Below are 26478 nucleotides of genomic sequence, written 5' to 3'. Positions count from 1 at the left end.
CCTATCCGACATACCTCATGTGCCGGATAGGAACGGCAAAATTTTTTACACTTCTATTACTTCTTTATCACACATAAGCAAAATCTCAGGGCATGAAGCAGTTCATGGCTAATTAAAGGGAACAAAAAGAAAGGGAATGCACAATCCAGACGGTATCAGCGGCAGGCTACAAGAATAAATTGTGATTTCACAAGATTGGTGTTATAATAAGAGAAAAGTTCCTGCCGGGGCAACCGCCCCGGTGGTATGGATAGAAAGGCAGGAAAACAATATGCACATCAGCTATAAACCACTCTGGCACACACTGTTAGAGCGTGATATGAGAAAAGAGGATTTAAGGCTTGCTGCTGGTATGACAACAAATATGATTGCCAACATGAGCAAAGAGGGAAAGCACATCAGCATGGATACATTAGCCCGTATCTGTGAAACTCTGAATTGTGAGATTACTGATGTGATTGAGTTAGTACCAGACGAGCCTGCTTCCACAGGAGGTAAGGAACATGAGCGAATTGAAACCAAGAATAACGGAAAACGGAATTGATTATATCCTTGTCGGAGATTACTACATTCCAGGCTTGAAACTGCCGGAGGAACACCGCCCTATCGGAAAGTACGGACGAATGCACCGGGAATATTTAAGAGAAGTCCACCCAGCCAGATTGAATACATTGATACTGACCGGAGAATTGTTGACATATCTTGCAGACCTGAATGAACAGGCACAAAAACGGTTAGACACTATCATGGAGCAGATGAAAGCTACCGAGGGCGTGACAGAGGAATTGAAGTGTACCCGACAAATGGAATGGGTGCAGCGTTGCAATAACATTCACAACAGGGCAGAAGAAATTGTTTTGTATGAGATGATTTATTCATAACGGGAGCAATTAAATCGGAGGTATATAAGATGATTGAAATTGTATTTGGTGAAAGTGCCTGTGGAAGTTTGAAAATTGCCCAAACTTACGGCAAGGGAAAGTATAGAGGAAGTGCTGTTTCAATATTTATGAGGCACGAAGACGGGAGTGTTCCATCTTCAGATGAAATGAAAAAGGCACAGCTTCAAGCACAGGAACAAGAACGCATTGCTTGGGAGAATGCTATTCCATTGGGAGGCAAGAGCAGTGATGTTTATTGTTTTGATATGGCTCTTAGTGTGGGAGATATTTCTGATAATGGAATTGGCGAACAGCGGAAAAATATTTTCAAGAAAATGCTGTCTGTCTGCTTTGTAGAGGATTTAGATTATCAGGTTGAAGAAAAAATACAGAAAATTAAAACTACATTGACCTCAGTGATTGAACGATATGTAGCTGGGGAAGAAATTCGCATTTGGTATAGCTATAATCCAGATGAGCTTTGTGGTATGTATTGGCTTATGAAACAACTTCAACCATTAAACTGCCAGACAACAATTTATTTGGTTAAGTTACCTACATGGGAATATGGAAAAGAAAATACTATGACATCCAAAATAGCATGGGGCGAGGTCTCTCCTGGCGAATGGGGAAACTATATAACTCTACAAGAGAAAGCTAATCCTGTATTTCTTTCAGCTTGTACTATGAAATGGAATCAACTTCAAAATGAAAATGCACCTTTGCGTGCAATGTTAAATGGTAAATTGCAAAGCGTTTCAGAAGATATATATGATAGTTTCATTCTTCGTGAAATTGCGGAACAGCCAGAGCAATTCAAAATGGCTATTGTCATAGGTAATGTTTTAGGAAAATATCAACTTGGAATTAGTGATGTATGGATTTCCAATCGCATTGATAAAATGCTTGAAGATGGTGTGTTGGAAATTATACAGGACGCACCAAAGGGAGAAACAAATTATCGCCGAATATTAAGAAAACGAATGAAATAATAACCACAGCACAAACCGCTGCTACATGGAATCCAACAAACCATGCAACAGCGGTTTTCCTTTACCGTTTTTTCCTCTGGCTGATAGGCGTTCCCATTTTCTTTGATTTTTTGAGAATACGAATGAACCAGCGAAATTCTTCTTCTGACAGGTTTTTATAGTTGATACCAAGCTGCTTGCAGTAAAGGATAACCAGTTTTTCATCTCGACTGCCCTTGAAATTTTCGACCGCTTCCAGATTTTCTTTCAGTTCATCGGCAACGGTAGTTTGGGGCGCACTCTCGCTGTCCTTTTTGTGGAATTCCCGAATATCCCGGATAATCAGGTTGAGGTCATCCAGAACCATGTGACTGAAATACTCATCATCACTGATATGTGCGGCTTGCAGCACCTTCAAATGCGGGTCATCTTCGCCGGGGCGATACCGTTCAATAATTTCATGCCGGACGGTATCAACAAGGGAGTTGAGATTTTGGATTTGCATGGTGGCAATCCCGTCCACATAAATCTCAATGTCCGCAAGAAACTTGATAAAGTCCTTATGGGTGGCAAGTTCGCAGAGCAGACGGTTGTTAATCCGACCGCTTTTCAGCAGTGCCACCATCTCATCGTTCAAATGCAGCTCCGTCAGTGGCGTGTTGATCTGCTCCCTGTTCTCTGTCCGGCACAGCAGATAATCGACGGAAACCCCATAGAAGTCTGCCAGCGTGATAAGGTTGCCATGATTGATTTCCTTATAATCCTCTTTTTCATAACTGCCAAGGGCTGATTTAGAAATGCCCGTCAGCTTTGATAGTTCTTCCAGATTTAAGCCTTTGTCTTTGCGGAGTTCCCAAAGGCGTTCCTGTATGCTTGTTGCAACTTTCATGGGCGCACGCTCCTTTCCGGTGGTTTTATTTCTGCCGTTTAACTGGATTATATCACACTTTCCGCAATCGTGGAAATTTCTGATTTTCCCCCTGATTCCTACTTTGTGGATATACGGCACAGGGCACAAAAATGTTCTATGATACAGGTAGTTCATCGATGGATTATTCCAATCGAATGACCAGCCTGTGTGGGATATGCTTCCCCGGCGATGTAGCGCCATGACTTTTGGCAGGGATATGGAGGAACCCTGACCGAAACGAGCGTACCAAAGGGAGCGATACGCCGCTGTGAGATTCAGGGGAGGAACGACACCGGGGAGAACTGGCGAACTGACACCGAAATGATACCGAAACACGACAATTTGATAGGGAGATAGTCTACCCTATCGCTGAGACTTCGGGAGATTTTAAGCGGCTCTATGGCTGTAATTTTGCCGAAAATCGCCCCGAAACCATACACGAAAACGGGAGGAAACGTAACATGCCGAGAATGAGCAAAAAGCGGAAGCATGAGCTTTCCTTTTACCTCAATGACCGGGGGCGTGTCACTTACAACGAATTATGCCGGAAATGCCAGCATGGGTGCAAGCAGAGCTTCCGGGCGGTTGTGATTGACTGCCCCCGTTATTTATCCAAACGAGCAAAGAAAAAGGAGGAACACACCGAATGAATTTTGAATTTATGACGATAGACACACCATTGCCGCCCTGTATGCCATTTCCCAGAGCGTTGACAGGATTTCCAGTCAGCAGCACCGCAAAGGTCATGTACTGCCGGATGTTGGACGCTATGCTTTTCAGAGGGCAGGCGGACGAGAACGGGATTCTTTTTGTCTGCTTCCCTATCACAGCCATTGCCGCAGTCCTGTCCCGCAGCCTCATGACGGTCAAGCGTTCTTTGAATGAACTGGAAACCGCCGGACTTATCATGCGGGTGCGTCAGGGCGTGGGAGAACCGAACAGGATTTATGTGCTGATACCGGGAAAGGAGGGCGCTACCCTTGCCTGATACCTCAAAGCTGGGAAAGCTCAACCGGGAGTTGGAGAAAAGCGAAAAGAAACTGCGGAAAGCCATCAATGATGAAAAGGCATTGCAGCACCAGTTGAAGCAGCTTACCCGAAAGGAACGGACGCACCGGCTCTGTACTCGTGGCGGTATGCTGGAAAGTTTTCTGCAAGAGCCGGAACGCCTGACGGACGATGATGTCATGCTGTTGCTGAAACTCATTTTTCACAGGCAGGACACGCAAGATATATTGAAAAAACTGCTGGAACGGGAGAAGCCGGAAACCCCTTAGTTAGCAAGGCTTTGATAAGGATGGTAGTAGAAAACCAGTAAAATCAAGGCTTTGCAGACAGCAGGCAGATGGTGCTTTTATAAAAAATGAATATGAAGATGGAAAAAGACGCATTTTGAGATTTGCGTCTTTTTCTATTGGGCTTTCTGCTTTACCTTGAGAAATGAGCAGACAACAGCAAACGCCATTGAATGGATTTCCATTGATGGTGTTTTTTTATTGTCTGGAAAGGAGCAGAAAAATGGAAATAACACATGAAAAAGTAAAACGAAAGGCGGTCTATGTGTGCCCTTAAATTAGGAAGCCTGTTTGACGGAATCGGCGTGTTCCCTCTTGCGGCTTCCCGTAATGGAATTATTCCCGTTTGGGCAAGCGAGATTGAAAAATCCCCGATAGCCATAACAAAACGCCACTTCCCAGACATGGAACATTTAGGGGATATTACAAAGATACACGGAGGGAACATCCCTCCTGTTCACATTATTACATTCGGTTCTCCCTGCCAAAATCTTTCTAAAATCGGAAAGCGTGAGGGGCTGGCCGGAAGCAAATCAGGACTATTTTTTCAGGCTATCAGAATTATAGAAGAAATGAGGTGTGCTACAAATGGGTTATATCCAGTTATCGCTGTTTGGGAAAACGTCATGGGAGCGTTTTCTTCAAATGACCGGATGGATTTTAGAGCCGTGCTGCAATCATTTTCCGATACCGAAATTTCAATGCCTCCTACTGGAGGATGGGCTAACGCCGGTATGGTGCGAGGGGGAAAGACTGACCTGTGCTGGCGGCTCATGGATGCCCAGTATTGGGGAAAGCCCCAGCTTGTTCAGCGAAGAAAGAGAATCTTCCTTGTGGCAGATTTTAGAGGACAGCGTTCCGCAGAAATACTATTTAAGCCCCGTGATATGTTCCCGCTTCCTCCGCCTTGCACAGACTACGGGCTGCCCGCCGCCGGAGCCAGTCGAATATCTCTTGATAAAACAAGGGGGAAAATACCCGTCATCCGCCCCTTTCAGGAACGGCGTATGCGGAGTGCTGCAAAATCAGGAAACCAGTCTGCTTTCCTCGCAAGTTTCGGACGGCCAGATGAACCTTTTCCAACTTTACTGGCAAAAGCCGTCAATATGATTTCATTCTGGTATGAGGGAGAAGAAAAAGACGGAGTTCTCCGAAATTTGACACCGGTTGAGTGTGAGCGCCTGATGGGATTACCGGAGGGGTGGACGGCATATGGAAATTTAGGACAACCCATTAGTGATAATGCACGGTGCAAAGCACTTGGAAACGCAATCGCCCTGCCGTGTGCTGATTACATCATGGCAGGAATAGCAGAAACCATACATGAATAAGAAAGGCGGTTTTGTATGACAGAGAAAAATCGTTCTCCTCCGTTGGCGGGTGGAACATCAACAGAAGCTATCGAACCAACTATATTATTTCAGAAAGGACAGGTACATCTATATGGAATTAAAATTCGTTATCCCCAACATGGAAAAGACATTCGGCAACTTGGAGTTCGCCGGAGAAGACAAAACAGAACAGAGAAGAATCAACGGACGCATGACGGTACTCTCCCGCAGCTTCAACCTGTATTCAGACATACAGAGAGCAGATGATATTGTAGTTATCCTCCCTGCCGAAGCCGGAGAAAAATATTTTGACTTTGAGGAACGTGTGAAGCTCGTCAATCCCCGTATCACCGCAGAGGGCTATAAAATCGGCACAAGGGGCTTTACCAACTACATTTTGCACGCTGACGATATGGTAAAAGCGTAAGGAAAAGGAGGACATCAGACTATGAGATTAGCAAACGGAATCGTGATTGACAAGGAAGCAACATTCGGGGCATTGAAATTTTCTGCCCTCCGCCGTGAGGTTCACCTCCAGAATGAAGACGGCTCGGTATCAGAAGAAATCAAGGAGCGTACCTATGACTTAAAATCCAGAGGACAGGGGCGTATGATTCAGGTTTCCATCCCTGCCAGCGTGCCGTTAAAGGAGTTCGATTACAACGCAGAGGTGGAACTTATCAATCCGGTGGCAGACACCGTGGCAACGGCTACTTTTCAAGGGGCAGAGGTGGACTGGTACATCAAGGCGGAGGATATTGTCCTGAAAAAAGGGGCTGCCATGAATCCGCAGCCGCCGAAGAAAGACGCTCCCCCTGTAAAATAACAGGAACATAAGAAGAACGCGAAAGGAGGATTATTCCCATGAAGCAGCTTTTCCCCCGTGGAAAACGTATCCGTCCCACGGATAAAGACCTTGTATTTCATACTGCCCTTGCTTCTCTGCTCCCTGTCTTCCTGCTGGTTGTCCTGCTGTTTCATATCCGGCAGATTGCCAGAACCAACTGGCAGGAAGTGTCCCTCTCCCAGATAGTACAGGATGTAAACATCCCTTACCTGTTATTTAGCATGGGCGTGGCAGGGCTGGTGTGTCTTACAGCCGTTCTTCTGTTCTGGCGATACCGCAGGGACAAAGTAAAGCAACTCATCCACCGCCAAAAGCTGGCAAGGATGGTGTTGGAAAATAAATGGTATGAATCGGAGCAGAGAAAGGAGGGCGCTTTTTTCAAGAACTTGTCTTCCAGCCGTTCCAAAGAAACCATCACTTACTTTCCCAAAATCTACTACCGGATGAAACAGGGCTTGCTCCATATCCGTGTGGAAATCACCTTGGGGAAATATCAGGAACAGCTCTTAAACTTGGAGAAAAAGCTGGAAAGCGGCTTGTACTGTGAGCTGACGGATAAGGAATTAAAGGATTCCTATGTGGAGTACACCCTGCTCTATGATACCATTGGAGGCCGTATCTCCATTGAGGACGTACAGGCAAAGGACGGCAGGCTCCGGCTCATGGAAAATGTCTGGTGGGAGTATGACAAGCTCCCCCATATGCTCATTGCCGGAGGAACCGGCGGCGGAAAGACTTATTTCATCCTGACCCTCATGGAAGCCCTGCTCCGCACCAACGCCATCCTGTCCGTGTTAGACCCAAAGAACGCCGACCTTGCGGATTTACAGGCAGTTATGCCGGATGTGTACTACAAAAAGGAAGATATGCTCGCCTGCATTGACCGTTTCTATGAAGAAATGATGACACGCAGCGAAGACATGAAACTCATGGAGAATTACCGGACAGGAGAAAACTATGCTTATCTGGGGCTTCCGGCACATTTCCTTATCTTTGATGAATATGTAGCATTTATGGAAATGCTCGGCACAAAGGAAAACGCCGCTGTCCTCAACAAGTTAAAACAAATCGTTATGCTTGGGCGGCAGGCAGGCTTTTTCCTGATTCTCGCCTGCCAGCGTCCGGACGCAAAGTATCTGGGAGATGGAATCCGTGACCAGTTCAATTTCCGTGTGGCTCTGGGGCGGATGTCGGAAATGGGCTATGGGATGATGTTCGGGGAAACCACAAAGGACTTCTTCCTCAAGCAGATAAAAGGGCGTGGCTATGTGGACGTAGGAACCAGCGTTATCTCGGAATTTTACACGCCCCTTGTGCCAAAAGGACACGATTTCCTCAAAGAAATAAAAAAGCTCATAGACAGCAGGCAGGAAGTGCAGGCGGCGTGCGAAGCGAAAGCCGCAGAAACGGACTGACCTGCTGTGGCTGGTGTGCCGCAAGGCACGCCAGCAGAAACCCCTCGTATCTAACAGAGGGGTACAAATCGACAGGCAACAACCAAACAACAGGGCAGAATCCCACGGTACGCAAGGGATTTTCCCCATATCTGGCGTATGTCAACAAGGCTCTGAAAGTTGACATACGCTTTTTTAGACAGGAGGGATTTTCACTGAATGAAGAAACATGGGGACGGGACATCAAAGAGAAACGGGAGGTTTACGGTATCTCACAACAAAAACTTGCCCTAGCTGCCGGAATCACCCGTCCGTACCTGAGCGATATTGAAACGGGCAAGGTTCACCCATCCGAAGCATTACAGGAAACCATCACGGAAGCTCTGGAACGCTTCAATCCAGACAATCCCCTTGAAATGCTCTTTGACTATGTACGGATTCGCTTCCCCACTACGGATGTGAAGCATATCGTGGAAGACGTGCTGCGGCTAAAGCTATCTTACTTTATCCATGAAGACTACGGATTCTACTCTTACACAGAGCATTACTATCTGGGTGATATTTTCGTTCTGGTATCGCCGGAACTGGAAAAAGGGGTGCTGCTGGAACTGAAAGGGCGTGGCTGCCGCCAGTTTGAAAGCTATCTTCTGGCACAGGAACGAAGCTGGTATGAGTTTTTCATGGATGTTCTCATGGAGGACGGCGTGATGAAGCGGCTTGACCTTGCCATCAATGACAAAACGGGAATCCTGAACATTCCCCATCTGACAGAGAAGTGCCGGAATGAGGAATGTATCTCGGTCTTCCGCAGCTTCAAAAGCTACCGCAGCGGCGAACTGGTACGGCGTGAGGAAAAAGAATGTATGGGGAACACCCTGTATATCGGCTCCCTCCAAAGTGAGGTGTACTTCTGCATTTATGAAAAAGACTATGAGCAGTACAAAAAGCACGATATTCCCATTGCGGACGCAGAGGTAAAGAACCGCTTTGAAATCCGGCTGAAAAATGAGCGTGCCTTTTACGCCATCCGTGACCTGTTAGAACATGACAATCCAGAACGGACAGCCTTTCAAATCATCAACCGCTATGTCCGGTTCGTGGACAGGGACGATACGAAGCCCCGTTCTGACTGGCGTATCAGTGAGGAATGGGAGTGGTTTATCGGGGAACACAGGGGAAGCCTGAAACTGACAACCAAACCGGAACCCTATTCCTTTGAACGCACCCTGCACTGGCTCTCCCATCAGGTAGCCCCCACGTTAAAGCTGGCTCTCCGTCTGGATAAGATGAATCACACCCAGATTGTCCATGACATCATCACCCACGCAAAGCTGACGGAGAAACACGAAAAAATCCTGAAGCAGCAAGCCGCCGCTGCAAAGGAGGTGGTGCTTTAACGGCGGCAATCTTGGAACCTAAGAACTCTTACAGGAAAGAAAGGAGCTTTTATGAATTTCGGACAGAATCTTTACAACTGGTTTTTATCCAACGCCCAGTCCCTTGTGCTGCTGGCAATCGTGGTGATTGGACTGTACCTCGGATTTAAGAGGGAATTTTCCAAACTTATCGGCTTTCTGGTGGTGTCCCTTGTCGCGGTCGGTCTGGTATTCAATGCGGACGGTGTAAAGGACATCTTACTGGAACTGTTCAATAAGATTATCGGTGCATAGGGAACCCATTTTACACTTCCGTTATGGAGCAAGCTCTGATTGCTTCATGGCGGAAGTACACTAGGGGCTTGGGGAGCGTAACTCCCCAAAAACTTAACAGAGAAAGGACGTGATACTGATTGAGGAAATGAGAATCTACATCCTGAACACCACACGGTTTTACCATGAAGATTTTGAGGAATATCCTGGGGCATGGTTTTCCTGCCCTGTGGATTTTGAAGAAATCAGGGAACGTCTTTGGGTTCAGAGTGAGGAAGAAATCGAAATTGAAGACTATGAACTGCCATTTCCATTGGAGGGCAACACTAGGCTCTGGGAAATCAACGCCCTTTGCCGGATGGTACAGGAAATGCAGGGAACGCCCCTCTATTATGAAATGGATGTAATACAAAAGCGGTGGTTTCCCAGCTTTACAGAATTTATCGACCACAAAGACCAGATACGCTATTATCCAGTGCAGGACGGGGAATCCCTCGCCCGTTATCTGGTGCAGGAGGTACAGATATTTGGAGAAGTACATCCAGACCTGTTGAACCATATCGACTACGCTGCCATTGGTCGGGAACTGGAAACCAGCGAAAACTACCTGTTTACAGACAATGGTATCTTTTATTACCGCTAAAAGGAGGTGGAGGAACTTGGAAGAAATGCGGATTTACATTGCCAACTTAGGCAAATACAATGAGGGCGAACTGGTGGGGGCATGGTTCACGCCGCCTGTGGACTTTGAGGAAGTCAAAGAGCGTATCGGCTTGAATGATGAATATGAGGAATACGCCATCCATGACTATGAGCTGCCCTTTGAGATTGACGAATATACCCCCATTGAGGAAGTCAACCGCCTGTGTGAGATGGTGGAGGACTTACCAGAGTACATTCAGGAGGAACTATCAGAGCTGCAATCCTACTTTGGCAGTATCGAAGAACTGTGTGAGCATGAAGACGATATTATCTGCCATTCCGGCTGTGACGATATGGCGGATGTGGCTCGCTACTATCTGGAAGAAAGCGGACAGCTTGGGGAACTTCCGGCACATTTACAAAACTATATCGACTATGCAGCCTATGGGCGTGACATGGAATTGGAGGGAACCTTTGTTATCACGAACCACGGCGTATATGAAATCTTACGGTAAACCCGTCTATATCTCCTTTTGGAAATGCAGGCGGATTTTTTGATTCAGGGGCGGCTCGTTTGCTGCCCCTATCTTTTAGAAAGGACGGACAATATGAAGAAAATACGAAGCTATACCAGTATCTGGTCGGTGGAAAAGGTACTCTATTCCATCAATGATTTTAAGCTGCCATTCCCCATCACGTTCACACAGATGGCGTGGTTCGTGGTATCGGTGTTTGCAGTGATGCTCTTGGGGAACCTCCCTCCCCTTTCATTCATTGACGGGGCATTTTTGAAATATTTCGGCGTACCCTTTGCCCTCACTTGGTTCATGTGCCAGAAGACCTTTGACGGGAAAAAGCCTTACGGCTTCCTGAAATCCGTACTGGCATATCTGGTACGCCCGAAACTGACCTATGCAGGAAAGCCCGTGAAGCTGGAAAAAGAATATCCGGCACAGCCCATCACGGCAGTAAGGAGTGATATTTATGGCATATCCGATTAAATATATCGAAAATAACCTTGTGTTCAACCATGACGGGGAGTGCTTCGCTTACTATGAGCTGCTTCCCTACAACTATTCCTTTTTAAGCCCCGAACAGAAATATCAGGTACACGATTCCTTCCGGCAGCTTATCGCCCAGAACAGGGACGGGAAGATTCACGCCCTGCAAATCAGCACCGAATCCAGTATACGGGCGGCACAGGAACGCTCCAAACAGGAAGTGACGGGCAAGCTAAAGGACGTTGCCTGTGCAAAGATTGACGCACAGACCGAAGCCCTGATTTCCATGATAGGGGAAAATCAGGTGGACTACCGTTTTTTTATCGGTTTTAAGCTGCTTGTCAATGAGCAGGAAGTCACCATGAAACAGTTCCGCAGGGAAGCAAAGACCGCTGTTTCCGACTTCCTCCATGAAGTCAACCACAAGCTCATGGGGGATTTTGTTTCCATGAGCAATGAAGAAATCTGGCGGTTTCAGAAGATGGAAAAACTGCTGGAAAGTAAAATCTCACGCCGCTTCAAAGTCCGGCGGCTGGATAAGGACGATTTTGGCTACCTGATTGAGCATTTATACGGGCAGACCGGAACCGCCTACGAAGATTATGAGTATTACCTGCCGAAGAAGCGGTTTCAGGAAGAAACGCTGGTGAAATACTATGACCTCATCAAACCCACCCGTTGTCTGATAGAGGAAAACCAGCGGTATCTGAAAATCGAACAGGAAGACGGGACAGTGTATGCCGCCTACTTTACCATCAACAGCATTGTTGGGGAACTGGACTTCCCATCCTCGGAAATCTTTTACTATCAGCAGCAGCAATTCACCTTTCCCATTGATACCTCTATGAATGTGGAGATTGTGACAAACCGGAAAGCCCTCTCCACGGTGCGGAACAAGAAAAAAGAGCTGAAAGATTTGGACAACCACGCATGGCAGAATGACAGCGAAACCAGTACAAACGTGGTGGATGCTTTAGACAGCGTGAATGAGCTGGAATCCACCTTAGACCAGAGTAAGGAATCCATGTATAAGCTGTCCTATGTGGTTCGTGTGACGGCTCCCGACTTGGAAGAACTGAAACGCCGCTGCAACGAGGTGAAAGATTTTTATGACGATTTGAACGTGAAGCTGGTTCGCCCCTTTGGGGATATGCTGGGGCTGCATGGGGAATTTCTCCCTGCCAGCAAACGGTATCTGAACGATTACATCCAGTATGTCACCAGCGACTTCCTCGCTGGTCTTGGCTTCGGGGCAACCCAGATGTTGGGGGAACCGGAGGGTATTTATATCGGGTACAGCCTTGATACAGGGAGAAACGTGTACTTAAAGCCTGCCCTTGCCAGTCAGGGTGTAAAAGGCTCCGTCACCAACGCCCTTGCTGCCGCTTTTGTCGGCTCCCTCGGCGGTGGAAAATCATTCAGCAACAACATGATTGTCTATTATTCCGTATTGTTTGGAGCACAGGCTCTCATTGTTGACCCGAAAGCGGAACGGGGACGCTGGAAAGAAACCCTGCCGGAAATCGCCCATGAAATCAATATCGTAAACCTGACTTCGGAGGAACAGAACAGGGGCTTACTTGACCCGTATGTGATTATGGAGAACCCAAAGGATTCCGAATCACTGGCAATCGACATCCTGACCTTTTTAACGGGCATTTCCAGCCGTGACGGGGAGAAGTTCCCTGTTCTTCGGAAAGCCATCCGTGCAGTAACAAACAGTGAGGAACGGGGGCTTTTCAAAGTGATTGAGGAACTTCGGGCGGAGGGAACCGCCATCAGCACCAGCATAGCCGACCATATCGAATCCTTTACGGACTATGACTTTGCACACCTGCTCTTTTCGGATGGGGATGTCACACAGTCCATCAGCCTTGAAAAGCAGCTCAACATCATTCAGGTAGCGGATTTGGTGCTGCCGGATAAGGAAACCTCGTTTGAAGAATACACCACAATGGAGCTGCTTTCCGTGGCAATGCTCATTGTAATCAGCACCTTTGCCCTCGACTTCATCCACACTGACCGCAGCGTGTTTAAGATTGTGGATTTGGATGAAGCATGGAGCTTCTTACAGGTGGCACAGGGCAAGACCCTCTCCATGAAGCTGGTTCGTGCCGGACGTGCCATGAACGCAGGCGTTTACTTTGTCACCCAGAACACGGACGATTTGCTGGATGAAAAGCTGAAAAACAATCTGGGCTTGAAATTTGCGTTCCGTTCCACAGACATCAACGAAATCAAGAAGACCCTCGCCTTTTTCGGGGTAGATTCCGAAGATGAAAACAACCAGAAGCGGCTCCGTGACTTGGAAAACGGGCAGTGCCTTATCAGTGATTTGTACGGGCGTGTGGGTGTGATACAGTTCCATCCTATCTTTGAAGACCTGTTCCATGCCTTTGATACCAGACCGCCCGTAAGAAAAGAGGTGGAATGATGGTGATACATAGAACTTCCAACCGACAGCAATTCCCAGTTCCCTATCACACAAAAAAGGGCTTGTCTTGGAAGATGGCAGGAAAAGTGATTGGCAGGGTGCTTCTGGCACTCCTGCTCCTCCTCCTGCTGCTTGCAGTCTTTGGCACAGCCGCCCACGCTGCCGGACTGGTGGATGATACGGTGGACGCTGCCAACGAATACAGCAAATACCCTCTGGACAACTACCAGCTTGATTTTTATGTGGACAGCGGATGGGACTGGCTCCCGTGGAACTGGCTAGACGGTATCGGAAAACAGGTGATGTACGGGCTGTATGCCATCACAAATTTTATCTGGACAATCAGCCTGTACCTTTCCAACGCCACAGGGTATCTGATTCAGGAAGCCTACTCACTGGACTTCATTTCCTCTACGGCGGATTCTATCGGGAAAAATATGCAGACCTTGGCAGGAGTTACCACAGGCGGCTTATCCTCGGAGGGCTTTTATATCGGGTTCCTGCTGATTCTCATTCTGGTGGTGGGGATTTACGTTGCCTACACAGGGCTTATCAAACGGGAAACCACAAAAGCCATCCATGCCGTTGTGAACTTCGTGGTGGTGTTCGTGCTGTCCGCTGCCTTTATCGCCTATGCCCCTGATTATATCGGGAAAATCAATGAATTTTCCGCAGACATCAGCAATGCCAGCCTGACCCTTGGCACAAAAATAGTGCTACCAAACTCGGAAAGTCAGGGAAAAGACAGTGTGGATTTGATACGGGACAGCCTGTTTTCCATTCAGGTCAAGCAGCCGTGGCTCCTGCTGCAATACGGCAACTCGGATGTAGAAAGCATTGGGAGTGACCGTGTGGAAAGCCTGATCTCAACCAGCCCAGACGAAAACAACGGGCAGGACAGGGAAGAAATCGTGGTGGAGGAAATCGAAGACAGGGAAAACACCAACCTTACCATCACAAAGACCATCAACCGCTTGGGAACCGTCTTCTTCCTGTTCATGTTCAATATCGGTATCTCCATTTTTGTATTCCTGCTCACAGGGATAATGATTTTCTCACAGGTGCTTTTTATCATCTACGCCATGTTCCTGCCTGTGAGTTTCCTCCTTAGCATGGTTCCCTCTTTTGAGGGGATGTCAAAGCGTGCCATTACGAAACTGTTCAATACCATCCTTACCAGAGCCGGAATCACCCTGATTATCACGGTAGCGTTCAGCATTTCCACCATGCTCTACAACCTGTCTGGGGAATATCCGTTCTTCCTGACGGCGTTCTTGCAGATAGTGACCTTTGCCGGAATCTATTTCAAGCTGGGGGATTTGATGGGGATGTTCTCCTTACAGAGTGGGGATTCCCAAAGCATGGGGAGCCGTATCATGCGAAGACCCCGTATGCTCATGCACGCCCATATGCACCGTTTACAGCATAAGTTGGGACGTTCCGTGGCGGCTCTTGGGGCTGGAACGGCTGCATACCACGCAGGAAAACAGGCTGGCTCAAACCAGAGAACTGCTTCCACCTCCGGCTCTTCCAAACGGACACAGGCAGACCACAGCAGACCAGACGGACAGGCAACACCGGAACAGGAATCCGTATGGAAACGGGCTGGTTCTGCGGTGGGTGCGGTGGCGGATACCAAAGATAAGATAGCCGATACTGCCGGACAGCTTCGGGAGCAGGCAAAAGATTTGCCTGTCAATGCAAAGTACGCCCTTTACCACGGAAAAACACAGGTATCAGAGGGCGTAAGGGATTTTACTTCCAGCATGACCCAGACCCGAACTGCCAGAGCGGAACAGCGGAACGCACAGGCAGAAAGCCGCAGACAGACCATTGCAGAACGCAGGGCGGAACTGGAACAGGCAAAACAACCGCAAAAGACAGCTTCCGAAGCACCCAAAGGGACTGCTCCTGTCCATGAACGCCCTGTTACTGCAAAGCAGCCAGAAGATTTCCGAAATCGTGCAGATACCGCTCATACAGAAAAACCAGCCATGCAGCCAGCTTCCCCATCCATCAGGGAACAGGGACAGGTTCCTTATGGGGGAACTGTGGCAGAACGGGCTTCGGTTCCGGTGGTAAAAGCGGCTTCCATCCACCATGAACAGACACCGCCTGTAAGGACAGAACACCAGATAGTCCCTCCGGCTTCCCCAGACAAACCAGAGGAAAGACAAAAGACAACTACTACACCTGCTGCTCCCCGTCCGGCAAGACCTGTCCAGAATGATACGGCTCTTGTGATACCGGAACGAAAACGGGCTGCCCCTGTGGTAAAAGAATCCAACTTTACCATCCGGCGTACCACCGCCAGAAAGGAGTGGACAAAAACAGTAACAGCGGTTTCCAAACAGAAGAAAGGGGAGAAACCATGAAGTTAAGACACCTTTTCTTTGCCTGTTCCGGCGTGTTCGTGATGATGTTCTCCCTGCTCCTTTTGGTGGTGATTGTCTTCTCGGATGAGGAAGACGGAGGAAGCGGCGGAAACCTTATCTATGGGGGCGTGAGCGTATCACAGGAAGTCCTCGCCCATAAACCTATGCTGGAAAAATATGCAAGGGAATATGGCATAGAGGAATACTTAAATGTGCTGCTCGCCATCATTCAGGTGGAATCTGGCGGCACGCTGGAAGACGTTATGCAGTCCTCGGAATCTCTGGGGCTTCCCCCGAACTCTCTTAGCACAGAGGAATCCATCAAACAAGGCTGCAAGTATTTCTCGGAACTGCTCGCAGCGGCAGAAACAAAGGGCTGTGACTTAAACAGTGTGATTCAGTCCTACAACTACGGCGGCGGTTTCCTAGACTATGTGGCAGGGCACGGAAAAAAATACACCTTTGAACTGGCAGAGAGCTTCGCAAGGGACAAATCCGGCGGAAAGAAAGTCACCTACACCAACCCTGTTGCCGTAGAGAAAAACGGGGGCTGGCGGTATTCCTACGGGAATATGTTCTATGTCCTCTTGGTATCGCAATACCTGACCGTGGCACAGTTTGATAATGAAACGGTACAGGCTATCATGGACGAAGCCTTAAAGTATGAGGGCTGGACGTATGTGTATGGGGGCGATTCCCCCTCCACTTCCTTTGACTGTTCGGGACTGGTGCAGTGGTGCTATGGCAAGGCAGGAATCGCCCTGCCACGGACAGCACAGGAACAGTACAATGTGACGCAGCACATCCCCCTGTCCGAAGCAAAAGCAGGGGATTTGGTTTTTTTCCATTCCACCTACAATGCCGGAACCTATATCACCCATGTGGGGCTGTATGTGGGAAATAACCGGATGTACCATGCCGGAAATCCCATTGGTTACGCAGACCTGACAGGCTCCTACTGGCAACAGCACCTTGCCGGAGCCGGACGAATCAAACAATAAGAAAGGATGAACCGATATGATTCAGATTAGAAAAGAGGAAAACCAGAAAAAGCAGAAAGAAAAGAAGCTGAAAGTCTACAAAGTCAATATCCACAAGAAAACCGTGATTGCCCTGTGGGTGCTGCTTGCAGTGAGCTTCCTGTTTGCTGTCTATAAGAATTTCACGGCGATAGACATTCACACTGTCCATGAAACGAAAGTGATTGAGGAACAAATCCTCGACACCCACAAGATAGAAAACTTTGTGGAGAATTTCGCAAAAATCTACTATTCATGGGAACAGTCCGCCGCTTCCATTGACAACCGGACAAATGCTTTAAAAGGGTATCTCACCGGAGAGCTACAAGCCCTGAATGTAGATACCGTCCGAAAAGACATCCCCGTATCATCTGCCCTGACTGACTTCCAGATATGGGAAATCACAGAAGAAAAGGAGCAGCATTATCAAGTGACCTATACGGTGGAACAGCGTATCACAGAGGGAGAATCCAGTAAAACCATCCGTTCCGCCTATCAGGTGACGGTCTATGTAGACGGCTCTGGAAACCTGACGATTATCCAGAACCCAACCATTACCAGCGTTCCCGTAAAATCCGGCTACACCCCAAAAGCGATACAAAGTGACGGTACGGTGGATTCCATCACCACAGAGGAAATCAACGAATTTCTCACTACCTTTTTCAAGCTGTACCCTACGGCAACCGCAAAGGAACTGACCTATTATGTAAATGAGGGTGTGCTGAAACCTGTGGGAAAAGAGTATATTTTCTCGGAACTGGTAAATCCGGTCTACAACCGAAACGGAAATCAGGTGACAGCTTCCCTTGCAGTGAAATATCTGGATAACCAGACCATGACAACACAGGTATCACAGTTTAACCTTGTACTGGAAAAGAACGTGGAAAACTGGAAGATTGTGAAATAGAGTTATATAAAGCAGAAGACACATTGTATTTCCTGAAAGATTACAATGTGTCTTCTCGTTAAAATTCTGTTCTGGACATTCCCCTGTCCTCTGTTTCGACTTCGGCTATCTCTTTTGCTGTGGCGGTGACTACCCGTATTCCTTTCTCACTCATACTATCAAGCAGTGTATCAAGCTGCCTACGTTGTGTATCTTTTTCCGCTGATTTATCTGGGAAAAAGAATTGGTCTACGGATATATCATAGCGTGTTACAAGCTCATAAAAAATTTGTAAACTCGGCTGTTGTCCTTTATTCTCAATATTAGCAAGATAACGTGGTGAGATATACATTTCATCACTTACTTTTTTACGGCTCTCTTTTCGTTCGGTTCTCGCTGCTTTGATAGCTTGTCCGAAAGCCTTAAAGTCATATTTAGCTGTTGGTCTTTTTGCCATATTTATTCACCCATATACATTCTACTGTTCCTCTTTCATACTGAATATGTCTATACAGTTCCTATTTATAGCCATAATAATTCATATGCTTGCACTTGCTATTATTCGTATGCCCGACTATAATTATACTGATATGATTTGTAGAAAGGACTTGGGTGTTATGGAATATATGTCTTGCCCCGAAGCAGCGAAGAAATGGGGAATTTCTGAAAGGCGGGTACAGGTACTTTGCAGAGAAAACCGCATACTGGGTGTTTCAAAACTTGGATATATGTGGCTGATACCAAAGGACGCGGAAAAACCGATTGACGGGAGAACAAAACAAGGAAAGGAGCTACACCATGAATAAAGTTTTGATTATAGATGATGATAAAGAGCTTTGTGCGCTGATTAAGCGAAGCGTTTTATCAGAAGATATAGAAGCTGATTTTTGTAATACAGGAAAAGAGGGATTACAAAAATTAAAAGAAAAAGAATATCAACTTGTGATACTGGACGTTATGATGCCCGGTATGGACGGATTTGAAACACTGGAAGAAATCAGAAAAGAAAACAGTCTGCCGATTTTGATGTTTACCTCTAAAAATGACAGTGCTTCCAAAGTGCGCGGCTTACGCGCAGGAGCCGATGATTATTTGACAAAGCCTTTTGATATGGACGAACTAATAGCCCGTATTATTTCTCTTATACGGCGTTATACCCGTTTCAATCAAACAGACGGAATGACACAGCAGCTTGAATTTGACGGATTGAAAATAGACCTTGAAAATCGTTCTATTATTACGGAAAATGGAACTTTTGAGTTGCCCCCAAAGGAATTTGACCTGCTTTTATACTGCGCGAAACATCAAGGAAAAATTTTGACAAAGCAACAGATTTATGAAGAAGTGTGGGGAGAAGAATATGTTTATGATGACAGTAACATTATGGCGATTATTAGCCGACTTCGCAAGAAATTAGAGGTAAATCCCGGAAACCCCAAATACATTCAGACAATTAAGGGAATTGGTTATCGCTTTAGCAAGGAGGTTTGATTTTTATGGAAGCGATTATTTTTCTATCAATTATCATTACACTTTTTTCTATTTTTGTTTCTTGCCTTGTTATCCGGCGTGTAAAAAAGCAGATAGCAGAAATAACAGACGCATTGGCTGATGTAAAAAATGGGAATGGAAACAGGCGGATTTTATCAGCAACAAATGAACTGGTAGCTCCTCTTGCTTATGAAATCAATGAGATTGTTGTATCTTATGAGAAAAGGCTGTCTACTGTCCGGCAGGCAGAAGAAACGAACCGCCAGCTTATGACAAGCCTTTCCCATGATGTTCGGACACCGCTTACAACACTTATTGGGTATCTTGACGCCGCACATAGAGGAATTGTCACAGGAAAAGACAAGGACGACTATATCGAAACTGCCCGTCGTAAAGCTCACGATTTGAAAGAATATATAGATATTCTTTTTGACTGGTTCAAATTAAACTCCAATGAGTTTGCTATGGATATAAATACCGTTGAAGCTGCGGAACTAACACGAAATATTTTGATTGACTGGATACCTATATTTGAAGATAGGCAGATAGATTATAACATTGATATTCCCGAACAGCCTTTCCGAGTAAAACTTGATACGGACGGTTATATGCGGATATTGAATAATCTTATTCAGAATGTAATTTCCCACAGTCATGCAGACAAAATAGAAATATTCCTATCAAAGCAGGAAAAAAATATGCAAATTCGATTAACTGATAACGGGATAGGCATTGAAAAAGAAGATTTGAAACATATTTTCGAGAGGCTTTATAAATGTGATAAAGGGCGTGCTGAAAAAGGCAGCGGTCTTGGCTTATCTATCGTTCATCAGCTTGTGGAAAAGATGAATGGCACAATAACAGCAGATAGTGTACCGGAAAAAGGAACTAAATTTACTTTACTTTTTCCGTTGATAGATTAAGGCTTTTCCGTCTTTATGGCGGGAGCCTTAATTACTTTCGGAAGCTGTATTTGAAATTGCAAGGTTAATGCAAGGTTGTTGCAAGGTTAATGCAAGATTGGAGTGATAGAATACTTTACAGAACAGGAGGTTTGAATATGGACAAAAAATATATCATTGAAACAAAAAATCTTACAAAGCAGTACGGCTCACAAAAGAGTGTTGCTGACTTAAATATCCATGTACAGAGAGGAAGAATTTATGGACTGCTTGGAAGAAACGGAGCCGGAAAAACAACTACTATGAAAATGCTGCTTGGATTGACAAAGCCTACTTCCGGCGAAGTCAAAATATGGGGAAAGGCTTTGCAGGGGAATGAAAAGAAACTTTTGCCCCGTATCGGTAGCTTGATTGAGTCCCCCGGCTTTTATCCTAATCTGACTGCTACGGAAAATTTGCGTATCTTTGCAACCTTACGAGGTGTGCCAAACAATCATGCGATTAAAGACGCTTTAGATTTAGTAGGACTGCCTTATAAGGACAAAAAACTGTTTTCCCAGTATTCGCTTGGTATGAAACAACGTCTTGCGATTGCACTTGCTGTTATGCACGACCCGGAACTTTTAATTTTAGATGAACCTATCAACGGGCTTGACCCTATCGGTATTGCGGAAGTTCGCTCTTTTATTCGTGAGCTTTGTGACGCAAGAGGAAAAACAATTTTAATTTCCAGTCATATTCTTTCAGAAATCGCACTACTGGCTGATGACATTGGTATTATCGACCATGGCACACTACTGGAAGAAGAAAGCCTTGCGGAACTGGAAGCAAAAAGCAGCAAGCATATCCGCTTTACTGTTTCCGATACCGCACAGGCGGCAAGACTTTTAGAGCGTAATTTCCATGAAAGCAATTTTGCTATACAGGACGACCATAATTTACGTTTGAATAATCTGGATATTTCTGTCGGGGAGATTGTGACAGTTTTTGTTGAGAACGGACTTACCGTATCACAGGCTTATACTTGTGAAGAAAGTCTGGAAGATTATTTCAAGCGTGTGACAGGAGGCGAGGGAATTGCTTAAATTGGTCTATTGTGAATTTCTTAAATTAAAGCGGAAAAAATTTATATTTTTAACTATCTTTGCAGCCGCTTTGTTTCCTATTCCTATGACTACATTTGCAGCTAAAAGCAATTTAGGATTTGACTGGCTTTATTTGAACATTGGAGTGTTTGGGTATTTCTTATTATTACCAACGGTTTTAGGAATTTTGGGAGCTATATTGTTCTTTTCAGAAAAGACGAATGGAACCCAAAAGAACATTAACACAATTCCTATTTCCACAGCAGCCTTAATTACTGCAAAAGTAATTACAATATTGATATTTTCCATTATTTATTCTCTTGCGACAAATGCCGCAACCTTAATAGGGGGATTGATAATAGGTAGTGCCGACCATATTCTTTACAGGCTATTGCTTGGAGTCTTGATTGGCGTTATGGTGGCAGTTTCCATACTCCCTGTTATCGCTATCGAATGTCTTAGCAAAAAAGGATATATTTTTTCAATAATCCTATCGTTTATTTATGCAAGCGCAAGTTTTGCTATTGTTTTTGCTATGTCAAACGTATTATCCCCTCTGTCGGCTGTTTTTAGATGGGCTTTACCTCACATGACTACGGGATCAACATACGGATTAGACGACTGGTTTTTAAGTTCTCCCGCATGTATTGGTATTTTGATATTAACAGCTATTGCTTCACTAATGCTTGCGATTATTTATAAAAGCAAGCAGGAAATTTAGGAGGTGCTTAGAAATGGTGCGACTAATAAAAACAGAGTTCTTGAAATATAAACGATACAATATTCTCTGGCTTGGAATTGTATCTGTACTTTTTTCAATTATTTTAGCGGCGTTTCAATTAGCTGGAACCAACAACAGCGTTGTTAGTTACGCGGGGCTTTCAGAGGGAGTTATCTGGAACCATTTTAGTTTATTTCTTCCGTTCACTTTTACATTGGTAGTTGGATATTCTATTAACCGGGAATATACCGACTTTACATTAAAAAATATATTGACTGTTCCGGTTTCAAAATTTAGGTTAATCTTATCTAAACTAATAGTAGGCTATAGTTTGGTAATCTTTGAGTGGATTTTTAGTTTTATTGTCACTCTGGTAATTGCGGGAATAATGAATTGTGCAGATATAAATTTCAATTCTTGCCTGATAAGCCTTGAACAGCTATTTATTGTAAGTACCTGTTGCTATATTGCAGTTCTTCCAGTCATTGTTATAACAACGAGAAAGCAGGACAAATTCTTGTCTGGGGTAATCTTCTCATTCTTCTATGGGTTTTGCGGAATATTCCTTGCTGACGGAAACCTTATCAATTTATACCCTATGACGACAGGGCTAGTGTTTTCAAATTATGCACATGATGAAAAAGTTGTATATTATCCGGCATTAAGTACAAGCGTCATGGTTATTATTTTCATTGGTACTATTATTCTTCTTAAAGTGTTCAATCGACAACATAATGATATATAATCTGCCGGACGACGGTAAAGAAAAAAAGCCGTCGTATCGCAGATAGATTTTCACGCGCCTTTGAAGCGGTGGCTTTGATTTTTAGAGCCGCCGCTTCTTTTTGTCTATTCTTGAACCAACGATAACACAGAATAATGAGTAGTGGCATTTAGGAGGATTGCCACTATGGGGATTTCTTTGTTGCTGTACAGCATACATAAGTTACATTCATTAAAAAAAGTATAGCTCCCCCACTGTGGAAGTCCGACTTTGAATATGAACTGACAAGTCATATTTATTCTACTGTTATTTCTTATGCACTCATTTTTATTTTAAAATGGGTGTATTTTTTTATTCAAAAATGCAACTGCACCCCCTGTCCTGTCGGGACTAAGAGCGAAAAGGGGGAAAGAAGCAGAAATTCCTATCAACTCGCTCCCTTTCAAGGCTGGAAAGGGGGTGAGTAATGATGAAGCCATCTGAATTTCAGACAACCATAGAGAACCAGTTTGATTACATCTGTAAAGTCGCTATGGAAGATGAACGCAAAGACTATCTCAAAGCGTTGTCCAGACAGTGCAAACGGGAAACCCTGTTCTGTGATATGGACGATTACACCGTCAATCTGTTTTCTTCCGAAGACACCTATCCATCCTATTTCCATACTTTTGAAATGGATGGATTTACTGTCCGCATTGAAAACAGCCTGTTAGCAGAAGCGTTGGAAAATCTGGACGGAAAGAAACGTGACGTTATCCTGAGATATTATTTCCTCGGATTTGACGATACGGAGATTTCAAAAATTCTGGAAGTCAACCGTTCTACCATCCAGAGAAGAAGACACGCCGGACTGGAATTTATCAAAAAGTTTATGGAGGATAAAGCATGACAGCAAAGCACCCTATGATTCCGTTTCCTGTGATTGTAAGGGCTGCGGACGGCGATATTGAAGCAGTCAACCAGATTGTACGCCATTACAGCGGTTTTATTGCCAGCCGTTCCATGCGTCCCATGAAAGACGAATACGGGAACACCCACATGGTTGTAGATGAAACCCTACGCCGCCGGATGGAAACACGTCTGATTGCAAAGATTTTATCTTTTGAAATCAGGGAACCAAAGTAAAAATAACGCTCTCCTGTGGAAGCATGGACAAGCCCATGCTTCCCAGACAGAGCTTGCCAGTCTATTAAAGTGCATTATTACCAGTGCATTTTAACAGGCTGACAAAGCCGGATTGTTCCTTGAAAAAGAAAGCGTCTAATCAACGCAGCATAAAGCAGCCGAATACGTTTCGATAGAAAGAGAGCCGTTGGGCTGGCACGCCGTAACCCACCAAAGGAGGGATGATACCGGATAGCGATTCCTGCCAGCGTTCCATAAGCAGCTTACCGCAGAGCTGCCGCCATGACCTTCTATCGTGATAATGATACTTCCGTACAGCCTTAGTCCGTGTGATGATGTAGCACCGCTGGCAAAGGGTACGGCTGGATGAGAACCATGCAGGGGTGAGATTCCCATGAGCTTTAGCGAAAGCTGTTCGGTTTGCTTCAAAGAAAATAACAGGAGGTTGTTATCTTATGGAAAATACAAATAATCCTGCCCCTGAAATGATACGTGAATACCAGATAGGAAACACCTGCTATGTGGTAAAATCTCGCTCAAAAGAACAGGCGCAGGAAGACGCAGTAACAAAAGTAAAAAGGCTTATCCGCAATGACTTGAAACAATAATTCTGAGATAAAACAAGGCAGACAGGAAACAGAAAATGCGGTACAATAAAGTTGTAAAAGCATTGTCTGTTTGACTGTCGGATAGGAGGTACTTATGTTACAGCAGTCAAACAGCACTATCACTTCCATTTATCCGATGGGGAATCAAACAGAGGAATTAACCGCATTATACTGTCGGCTTTCACAAGACGATAAACAGGAGGGTGATTCAAACAGTATTATTAACCAGAAAAAAATCCTGAAGCGTTATGCAATCGAACATGGGTATCAGCCTTATGTGTTTTTTGTAGATGATGGATTTTCTGGTACAAATTTCAACAGACCAGATTTTCAAAGAATGATTGCAGAGGTCGAAGCAGGAAGAATCAAACGCGTTATAGTCAAAGATATGTCAAGACTTGGGCGTGATTATTTGCAGGTGGGAATGTACACAGAAATTATGTTCCCGAACATGGATGTCCATTTTATTGCTGTCAATGATGGCGTGGATAGCCATGTGGGGGAGAATGAGTTTACCCCATTTCGTAACATAATCAACGAATGGTACGCAAAGGATACCAGCAAAAAAATCCGTGCAGTCAAACGTTCTAAAGGAATGGCAGGCGAGCATATCGGTTCTCACGCTCCTTATGGCTACATGAAGAATCCTGACAATAAAAAGGAATGGCTTATAGATGAAGAAGCCGCCGAAGTGGTTCGGGAAATCTTCCGTTTATGTGTCAATGGTTATGGACCGACACGAATTGCAAATATTCTAACGGAAAGAAAAATTCTTTGCCCTACTTATTATGCGTTAGAGCATGGGGAAAAGCCACGAACCGTTCTTCCGCCTGACAAGTATCTGTGGAGCGCGACTGTGGTATCTCATATCTTAGAAAGAATGGACTATTTAGGACATACTGTGAATTTTAAGACCCATGTTAAGTCTTATAAAAATCGCAAAAAAATTGATAACAGTCCTGAACAATGGAGGATTTTTGAGAATACCCATGAAGCAATCATTGACAAGGAAACCTTTGAGATTGTACAGAAAATCCGTTCCGGAAAACGCCGCCCTACCAAAATGGGGGATATGCCTATGTTCTCTGGTTTGCTCTACTGTGCAGATTGCGGAAGCAAAATGACATTTCATAGGCAAATGGCACAGAGCGCAGAGAAACATAATTTTGTATGCAGCAATTACCGGCACAATTCAAAATCATGTACTATGCACTATATTCGTAATGTAGTAGTCGAACAAATTGTGCTGGAAAACCTGAAAGAAGTTATCCGCTATGTATCAGATTATGAAGATGAATTTGTTCAGATGGTAATGGACACGGATATGCGGCAAAGAAATAAAGAACTGTCGCAAAAGAAAAAACGGCTTACAGAAATCCATTCCCGTATTCAAGAGTTGGACAAAATTTTTCAACGGATTTATGAAGACAATATTAGTGGAAAACTTTCAGATGAGCGCTTTATGAAACTTTCAAAAGGATATGAGGAAGAACAGCATACTTTGCAGGAAGAACAGACTTCTTTAGAGAAAGAATTACAGAAAGAAGAAAAACAATCTGTGGATGTAAAGCAATTTCTTTCAGTAGTCCGCAAGTACACTAACCTTACAGAACTAACACCAGAAATTGTACATGAGTTTATCGACAAAATTATTGTCCATGCTCCTGATAAGAGCAGCGGTAAACGCTTACAGGAAATTGAAATTATCTATAACCATATCGGAGTATTCGACCACTCAAAGGTCACTTTGTGGAAAGGAAAAGCGGTATAGTACGCAACATACTATACCGCGAAACCTAAATCTTAAAAACATCCTTACCAAACCCTCACATTTACTAAGGGCGCAATTATACACCACCCAGAGGTTGGTGCATTGCGTTCTCCGAAGGCTCCTCGCCGGAGGGCTGTGATTTTCCGCAGTCATGGTCTGCTCCAAATCATACAGGGGACGCTACACTTCCCCTGCGCTGGCTGCAGCCAGCTACCCTTTTGTGGACTTGCCATCTGGGGACACTTTGCGTTGCAAGTTGTTCCCAGCCGACAAGTTTCATAAAATACGCTATCTTTTCGATAGGCGATGAAGTATAATGAAGATGACAACAAATCGGAATTGTGCGCCCAGACAAGGGCGAGTAGTCTAGCAGGTGGAATGCCTGTCTGGTAAGGTCTAACCAACCGCCAGTAGCG

Annotated in this window: 31 protein-coding genes; 29 read left to right on the top strand and 2 right to left on the bottom strand. The window is 45.1% G+C overall.

Translation table 11 applies throughout. The features are described 5' to 3' along the window. The first annotated feature begins 271 nt into the window (after nucleotides 1-271). From OCV62_RS17485 to OCV62_RS17475, 3 genes are read left to right on the top strand one after another with little or no spacing between them, the layout of a single operon-like run. On the top strand, nucleotides 272-544 hold the full coding sequence (locus tag OCV62_RS17485; protein ID WP_002593556.1) for a helix-turn-helix domain-containing protein: 273 nt from the start codon (nucleotides 272-274) through the stop codon (nucleotides 542-544). Further along, nucleotides 504-881 carry a TnpV protein gene (locus OCV62_RS17480; protein ID WP_005335912.1) on the top strand — a complete coding sequence of 126 codons (378 nt, stop codon included), beginning with the start codon at nucleotides 504-506 and terminating at the stop codon, nucleotides 879-881. Before OCV62_RS17485 ends, OCV62_RS17480 begins: the two co-directional genes overlap by 41 nt. A 29-nt stretch (nucleotides 882-910) precedes the next feature. Then, a complete protein-coding gene (locus tag OCV62_RS17475) occupies nucleotides 911-1873 on the top strand; it encodes a DUF3658 domain-containing protein (RefSeq protein ID WP_005335911.1) in 963 nt (320 codons plus the stop codon). 61 nt (nucleotides 1874-1934) lie between these two features. Here OCV62_RS17475 and OCV62_RS17470 read toward each other — a convergent pair whose 3' ends face one another. Beyond that, the gene (locus tag OCV62_RS17470; protein WP_008372835.1) at nucleotides 1935-2741 is read right to left on the bottom strand and encodes a helix-turn-helix domain-containing protein; all 807 of its coding nucleotides are present in this window, start codon (nucleotides 2739-2741) and stop codon (nucleotides 1935-1937) included. Nucleotides 2742-3223: 482 nt separating this feature from the next. On the opposite strand from OCV62_RS17470, the gene OCV62_RS17465 reads away from it, so the two are divergent. From OCV62_RS17465 to OCV62_RS17390, 16 genes are all read left to right on the top strand, one after another. Beyond that, complete coding sequence (locus OCV62_RS17465; RefSeq protein ID WP_002304353.1) at nucleotides 3224-3412, top strand: hypothetical protein; 189 nt, start codon at nucleotides 3224-3226, stop codon at nucleotides 3410-3412. Then, on the top strand, nucleotides 3409-3750 hold the full coding sequence (locus OCV62_RS17460; protein ID WP_005335900.1) for a DeoR family transcriptional regulator: 342 nt from the start codon (nucleotides 3409-3411) through the stop codon (nucleotides 3748-3750). The genes OCV62_RS17465 and OCV62_RS17460 overlap by 4 nt, the downstream gene beginning before the upstream one ends. Further along, nucleotides 3743-4039 carry a DUF3847 domain-containing protein gene (locus OCV62_RS17455; protein WP_005335898.1) on the top strand — a complete coding sequence of 99 codons (297 nt, stop codon included), beginning with the start codon at nucleotides 3743-3745 and terminating at the stop codon, nucleotides 4037-4039. The genes OCV62_RS17460 and OCV62_RS17455 overlap by 8 nt, the downstream gene beginning before the upstream one ends. Nucleotides 4040-4320: 281 nt before the next feature. Next, the gene (locus OCV62_RS17450; RefSeq protein WP_262588251.1) at nucleotides 4321-5388 is read left to right on the top strand and encodes a DNA cytosine methyltransferase; all 1068 of its coding nucleotides are present in this window, start codon (nucleotides 4321-4323) and stop codon (nucleotides 5386-5388) included. A gap of 112 nt (nucleotides 5389-5500) precedes the next feature. Beyond that, a complete protein-coding gene (locus OCV62_RS17445) occupies nucleotides 5501-5815 on the top strand; it encodes a YdcP family protein (RefSeq protein ID WP_262588249.1) in 315 nt (104 codons plus the stop codon). 21 nt (nucleotides 5816-5836) lie between these two features. After that, nucleotides 5837-6214 (top strand): YdcP family protein, encoded by a 378-nt coding sequence (locus OCV62_RS17440; protein ID WP_021390915.1) that lies wholly within the window; start codon nucleotides 5837-5839, stop codon nucleotides 6212-6214. A 38-nt stretch (nucleotides 6215-6252) separates the two neighbouring features. Then, nucleotides 6253-7650, top strand: a complete 1398-nt coding sequence (locus OCV62_RS17435; RefSeq protein WP_262588247.1) for an FtsK/SpoIIIE domain-containing protein — start codon at nucleotides 6253-6255, stop codon at nucleotides 7648-7650. A gap of 152 nt (nucleotides 7651-7802) precedes the next feature. Further along, nucleotides 7803-9026 (top strand): MobT family relaxase, encoded by a 1224-nt coding sequence (gene mobT, locus OCV62_RS17430; RefSeq protein ID WP_262588255.1) that lies wholly within the window; start codon nucleotides 7803-7805, stop codon nucleotides 9024-9026. A gap of 51 nt (nucleotides 9027-9077) precedes the next feature. Continuing rightward, nucleotides 9078-9299, top strand: coding sequence for a hypothetical protein (locus OCV62_RS17425; RefSeq protein WP_002570387.1), 222 nt, complete (start codon nucleotides 9078-9080; stop codon nucleotides 9297-9299). A gap of 127 nt (nucleotides 9300-9426) precedes the next feature. Continuing rightward, nucleotides 9427-9921 (top strand): antirestriction protein ArdA, encoded by a 495-nt coding sequence (locus OCV62_RS17420; protein ID WP_262588245.1) that lies wholly within the window; start codon nucleotides 9427-9429, stop codon nucleotides 9919-9921. A 25-nt stretch (nucleotides 9922-9946) separates the two neighbouring features. Continuing rightward, nucleotides 9947-10435 (top strand): antirestriction protein ArdA, encoded by a 489-nt coding sequence (locus tag OCV62_RS17415; RefSeq protein ID WP_416822299.1) that lies wholly within the window; start codon nucleotides 9947-9949, stop codon nucleotides 10433-10435. A 93-nt stretch (nucleotides 10436-10528) separates the two neighbouring features. Next, on the top strand, nucleotides 10529-10921 hold the full coding sequence (locus tag OCV62_RS17410) for a conjugal transfer protein (RefSeq protein WP_005427021.1): 393 nt from the start codon (nucleotides 10529-10531) through the stop codon (nucleotides 10919-10921). After that, on the top strand, nucleotides 10905-13355 hold the full coding sequence (tcpF, locus tag OCV62_RS17405) for a conjugal transfer ATPase TcpF (RefSeq protein ID WP_262588241.1): 2451 nt from the start codon (nucleotides 10905-10907) through the stop codon (nucleotides 13353-13355). The genes OCV62_RS17410 and tcpF overlap by 17 nt, the downstream gene beginning before the upstream one ends. Then, nucleotides 13355-15730 carry a CD3337/EF1877 family mobilome membrane protein gene (locus tag OCV62_RS17400; protein WP_416822298.1) on the top strand — a complete coding sequence of 792 codons (2376 nt, stop codon included), beginning with the start codon at nucleotides 13355-13357 and terminating at the stop codon, nucleotides 15728-15730. Before tcpF ends, OCV62_RS17400 begins: the two co-directional genes overlap by 1 nt. Further along, nucleotides 15727-16731 carry a bifunctional lytic transglycosylase/C40 family peptidase gene (locus tag OCV62_RS17395; RefSeq protein ID WP_262588238.1) on the top strand — a complete coding sequence of 335 codons (1005 nt, stop codon included), beginning with the start codon at nucleotides 15727-15729 and terminating at the stop codon, nucleotides 16729-16731. Before OCV62_RS17400 ends, OCV62_RS17395 begins: the two co-directional genes overlap by 4 nt. A 16-nt stretch (nucleotides 16732-16747) precedes the next feature. Beyond that, nucleotides 16748-17656 (top strand): conjugal transfer protein, encoded by a 909-nt coding sequence (locus tag OCV62_RS17390; RefSeq protein WP_262588236.1) that lies wholly within the window; start codon nucleotides 16748-16750, stop codon nucleotides 17654-17656. A 58-nt stretch (nucleotides 17657-17714) separates the two neighbouring features. Here OCV62_RS17390 and OCV62_RS17385 read toward each other — a convergent pair whose 3' ends face one another. Next, complete coding sequence (locus OCV62_RS17385; RefSeq protein ID WP_009255071.1) at nucleotides 17715-18092, bottom strand: helix-turn-helix domain-containing protein; 378 nt, start codon at nucleotides 18090-18092, stop codon at nucleotides 17715-17717. A gap of 160 nt (nucleotides 18093-18252) precedes the next feature. Between OCV62_RS17385 and OCV62_RS17380 the strand changes: the two genes are divergently transcribed. From OCV62_RS17380 to OCV62_RS17335, 10 genes are all read left to right on the top strand, one after another. Next, nucleotides 18253-18441 (top strand): MerR family transcriptional regulator, encoded by a 189-nt coding sequence (locus OCV62_RS17380; protein WP_032507306.1) that lies wholly within the window; start codon nucleotides 18253-18255, stop codon nucleotides 18439-18441. Next, nucleotides 18434-19126: a response regulator transcription factor gene (locus OCV62_RS17375; protein WP_009255073.1), complete on the top strand. Its 693-nt coding sequence runs from the start codon at nucleotides 18434-18436 to the stop codon at nucleotides 19124-19126. Before OCV62_RS17380 ends, OCV62_RS17375 begins: the two co-directional genes overlap by 8 nt. 5 nt (nucleotides 19127-19131) lie before the next feature. Further along, complete coding sequence (locus OCV62_RS17370; RefSeq protein ID WP_058965465.1) at nucleotides 19132-20049, top strand: sensor histidine kinase; 918 nt, start codon at nucleotides 19132-19134, stop codon at nucleotides 20047-20049. A gap of 137 nt (nucleotides 20050-20186) precedes the next feature. Further along, complete coding sequence (locus OCV62_RS17365) at nucleotides 20187-21113, top strand: ABC transporter ATP-binding protein (RefSeq protein WP_262588235.1); 927 nt, start codon at nucleotides 20187-20189, stop codon at nucleotides 21111-21113. Further along, nucleotides 21106-21834, top strand: a complete 729-nt coding sequence (locus OCV62_RS17360) for an ABC transporter permease (RefSeq protein WP_262588234.1) — start codon at nucleotides 21106-21108, stop codon at nucleotides 21832-21834. The genes OCV62_RS17365 and OCV62_RS17360 overlap by 8 nt, the downstream gene beginning before the upstream one ends. Nucleotides 21835-21847: 13 nt before the next feature. Further along, nucleotides 21848-22579, top strand: a complete 732-nt coding sequence (locus tag OCV62_RS17355; protein ID WP_262588233.1) for an ABC transporter permease — start codon at nucleotides 21848-21850, stop codon at nucleotides 22577-22579. A 445-nt stretch (nucleotides 22580-23024) separates the two neighbouring features. Continuing rightward, nucleotides 23025-23447 carry an RNA polymerase sigma factor gene (locus OCV62_RS17350; RefSeq protein WP_077710151.1) on the top strand — a complete coding sequence of 141 codons (423 nt, stop codon included), beginning with the start codon at nucleotides 23025-23027 and terminating at the stop codon, nucleotides 23445-23447. Next, nucleotides 23444-23683, top strand: coding sequence for a helix-turn-helix domain-containing protein (locus OCV62_RS17345; RefSeq protein WP_009255079.1), 240 nt, complete (start codon nucleotides 23444-23446; stop codon nucleotides 23681-23683). The genes OCV62_RS17350 and OCV62_RS17345 overlap by 4 nt, the downstream gene beginning before the upstream one ends. 455 nt (nucleotides 23684-24138) lie before the next feature. Continuing rightward, nucleotides 24139-24291: a transposon-encoded TnpW family protein gene (locus OCV62_RS17340; RefSeq protein ID WP_022615777.1), complete on the top strand. Its 153-nt coding sequence runs from the start codon at nucleotides 24139-24141 to the stop codon at nucleotides 24289-24291. A gap of 94 nt (nucleotides 24292-24385) precedes the next feature. Next, a complete protein-coding gene (locus OCV62_RS17335) occupies nucleotides 24386-26062 on the top strand; it encodes a recombinase family protein (protein WP_262588230.1) in 1677 nt (558 codons plus the stop codon). Nucleotides 26063-26478 lie beyond the last annotated feature (416 nt).

The sequence above is a fragment of the Gallintestinimicrobium propionicum genome (assembly GCF_025567525.1).
GTDB lineage: Bacteria > Bacillota > Clostridia > Lachnospirales > Lachnospiraceae > Gallintestinimicrobium > Gallintestinimicrobium propionicum.
Note: the sequence above shows the minus strand (reverse complement) of the source record. Positions and strands in the feature narration are given on the sequence as shown.

What these genes read in the sequence shown, in the direction of transcription:
- OCV62_RS17415 (WP_416822299.1), top strand. Translation starts at nt 9,947, where the DNA reads ATGCGGATTTACATTGCCAACTTAGGCAAATACAATGAGGGCGAACTG.
- OCV62_RS17400 (WP_416822298.1), top strand. Translation starts at nt 13,355, where the DNA reads ATGGTGATACATAGAACTTCCAACCGACAGCAATTCCCAGTTCCCTAT.
- OCV62_RS17365 (WP_262588235.1), top strand. Translation starts at nt 20,187, where the DNA reads ATGGACAAAAAATATATCATTGAAACAAAAAATCTTACAAAGCAGTAC.
- OCV62_RS17460 (WP_005335900.1), top strand. Translation starts at nt 3,409, where the DNA reads ATGAATTTTGAATTTATGACGATAGACACACCATTGCCGCCCTGTATG.
- OCV62_RS17350 (WP_077710151.1), top strand. Translation starts at nt 23,025, where the DNA reads ATGATGAAGCCATCTGAATTTCAGACAACCATAGAGAACCAGTTTGAT.
- OCV62_RS17420 (WP_262588245.1), top strand. Translation starts at nt 9,427, where the DNA reads ATGAGAATCTACATCCTGAACACCACACGGTTTTACCATGAAGATTTT.
- OCV62_RS17355 (WP_262588233.1), top strand. Translation starts at nt 21,848, where the DNA reads ATGGTGCGACTAATAAAAACAGAGTTCTTGAAATATAAACGATACAAT.
- OCV62_RS17450 (WP_262588251.1), top strand. Translation starts at nt 4,321, where the DNA reads ATGTGTGCCCTTAAATTAGGAAGCCTGTTTGACGGAATCGGCGTGTTC.
- OCV62_RS17445 (WP_262588249.1), top strand. Translation starts at nt 5,501, where the DNA reads ATGGAATTAAAATTCGTTATCCCCAACATGGAAAAGACATTCGGCAAC.
- OCV62_RS17475 (WP_005335911.1), top strand. Translation starts at nt 911, where the DNA reads ATGATTGAAATTGTATTTGGTGAAAGTGCCTGTGGAAGTTTGAAAATT.
- OCV62_RS17380 (WP_032507306.1), top strand. Translation starts at nt 18,253, where the DNA reads ATGGAATATATGTCTTGCCCCGAAGCAGCGAAGAAATGGGGAATTTCT.
- OCV62_RS17390 (WP_262588236.1), top strand. Translation starts at nt 16,748, where the DNA reads ATGATTCAGATTAGAAAAGAGGAAAACCAGAAAAAGCAGAAAGAAAAG.
- OCV62_RS17470 (WP_008372835.1), bottom strand. Translation starts at nt 2,741, where the DNA reads ATGAAAGTTGCAACAAGCATACAGGAACGCCTTTGGGAACTCCGCAAA.
- OCV62_RS17395 (WP_262588238.1), top strand. Translation starts at nt 15,727, where the DNA reads ATGAAGTTAAGACACCTTTTCTTTGCCTGTTCCGGCGTGTTCGTGATG.
- OCV62_RS17340 (WP_022615777.1), top strand. Translation starts at nt 24,139, where the DNA reads ATGGAAAATACAAATAATCCTGCCCCTGAAATGATACGTGAATACCAG.
- tcpF (WP_262588241.1), top strand. Translation starts at nt 10,905, where the DNA reads ATGGCATATCCGATTAAATATATCGAAAATAACCTTGTGTTCAACCAT.
- OCV62_RS17385 (WP_009255071.1), bottom strand. Translation starts at nt 18,092, where the DNA reads ATGGCAAAAAGACCAACAGCTAAATATGACTTTAAGGCTTTCGGACAA.
- OCV62_RS17370 (WP_058965465.1), top strand. Translation starts at nt 19,132, where the DNA reads ATGGAAGCGATTATTTTTCTATCAATTATCATTACACTTTTTTCTATT.
- OCV62_RS17335 (WP_262588230.1), top strand. Translation starts at nt 24,386, where the DNA reads ATGTTACAGCAGTCAAACAGCACTATCACTTCCATTTATCCGATGGGG.
- OCV62_RS17410 (WP_005427021.1), top strand. Translation starts at nt 10,529, where the DNA reads ATGAAGAAAATACGAAGCTATACCAGTATCTGGTCGGTGGAAAAGGTA.
- OCV62_RS17440 (WP_021390915.1), top strand. Translation starts at nt 5,837, where the DNA reads ATGAGATTAGCAAACGGAATCGTGATTGACAAGGAAGCAACATTCGGG.
- OCV62_RS17480 (WP_005335912.1), top strand. Translation starts at nt 504, where the DNA reads ATGAGCGAATTGAAACCAAGAATAACGGAAAACGGAATTGATTATATC.
- OCV62_RS17485 (WP_002593556.1), top strand. Translation starts at nt 272, where the DNA reads ATGCACATCAGCTATAAACCACTCTGGCACACACTGTTAGAGCGTGAT.
- OCV62_RS17425 (WP_002570387.1), top strand. Translation starts at nt 9,078, where the DNA reads ATGAATTTCGGACAGAATCTTTACAACTGGTTTTTATCCAACGCCCAG.
- OCV62_RS17465 (WP_002304353.1), top strand. Translation starts at nt 3,224, where the DNA reads ATGCCGAGAATGAGCAAAAAGCGGAAGCATGAGCTTTCCTTTTACCTC.
- OCV62_RS17345 (WP_009255079.1), top strand. Translation starts at nt 23,444, where the DNA reads ATGACAGCAAAGCACCCTATGATTCCGTTTCCTGTGATTGTAAGGGCT.
- OCV62_RS17435 (WP_262588247.1), top strand. Translation starts at nt 6,253, where the DNA reads ATGAAGCAGCTTTTCCCCCGTGGAAAACGTATCCGTCCCACGGATAAA.
- OCV62_RS17375 (WP_009255073.1), top strand. Translation starts at nt 18,434, where the DNA reads ATGAATAAAGTTTTGATTATAGATGATGATAAAGAGCTTTGTGCGCTG.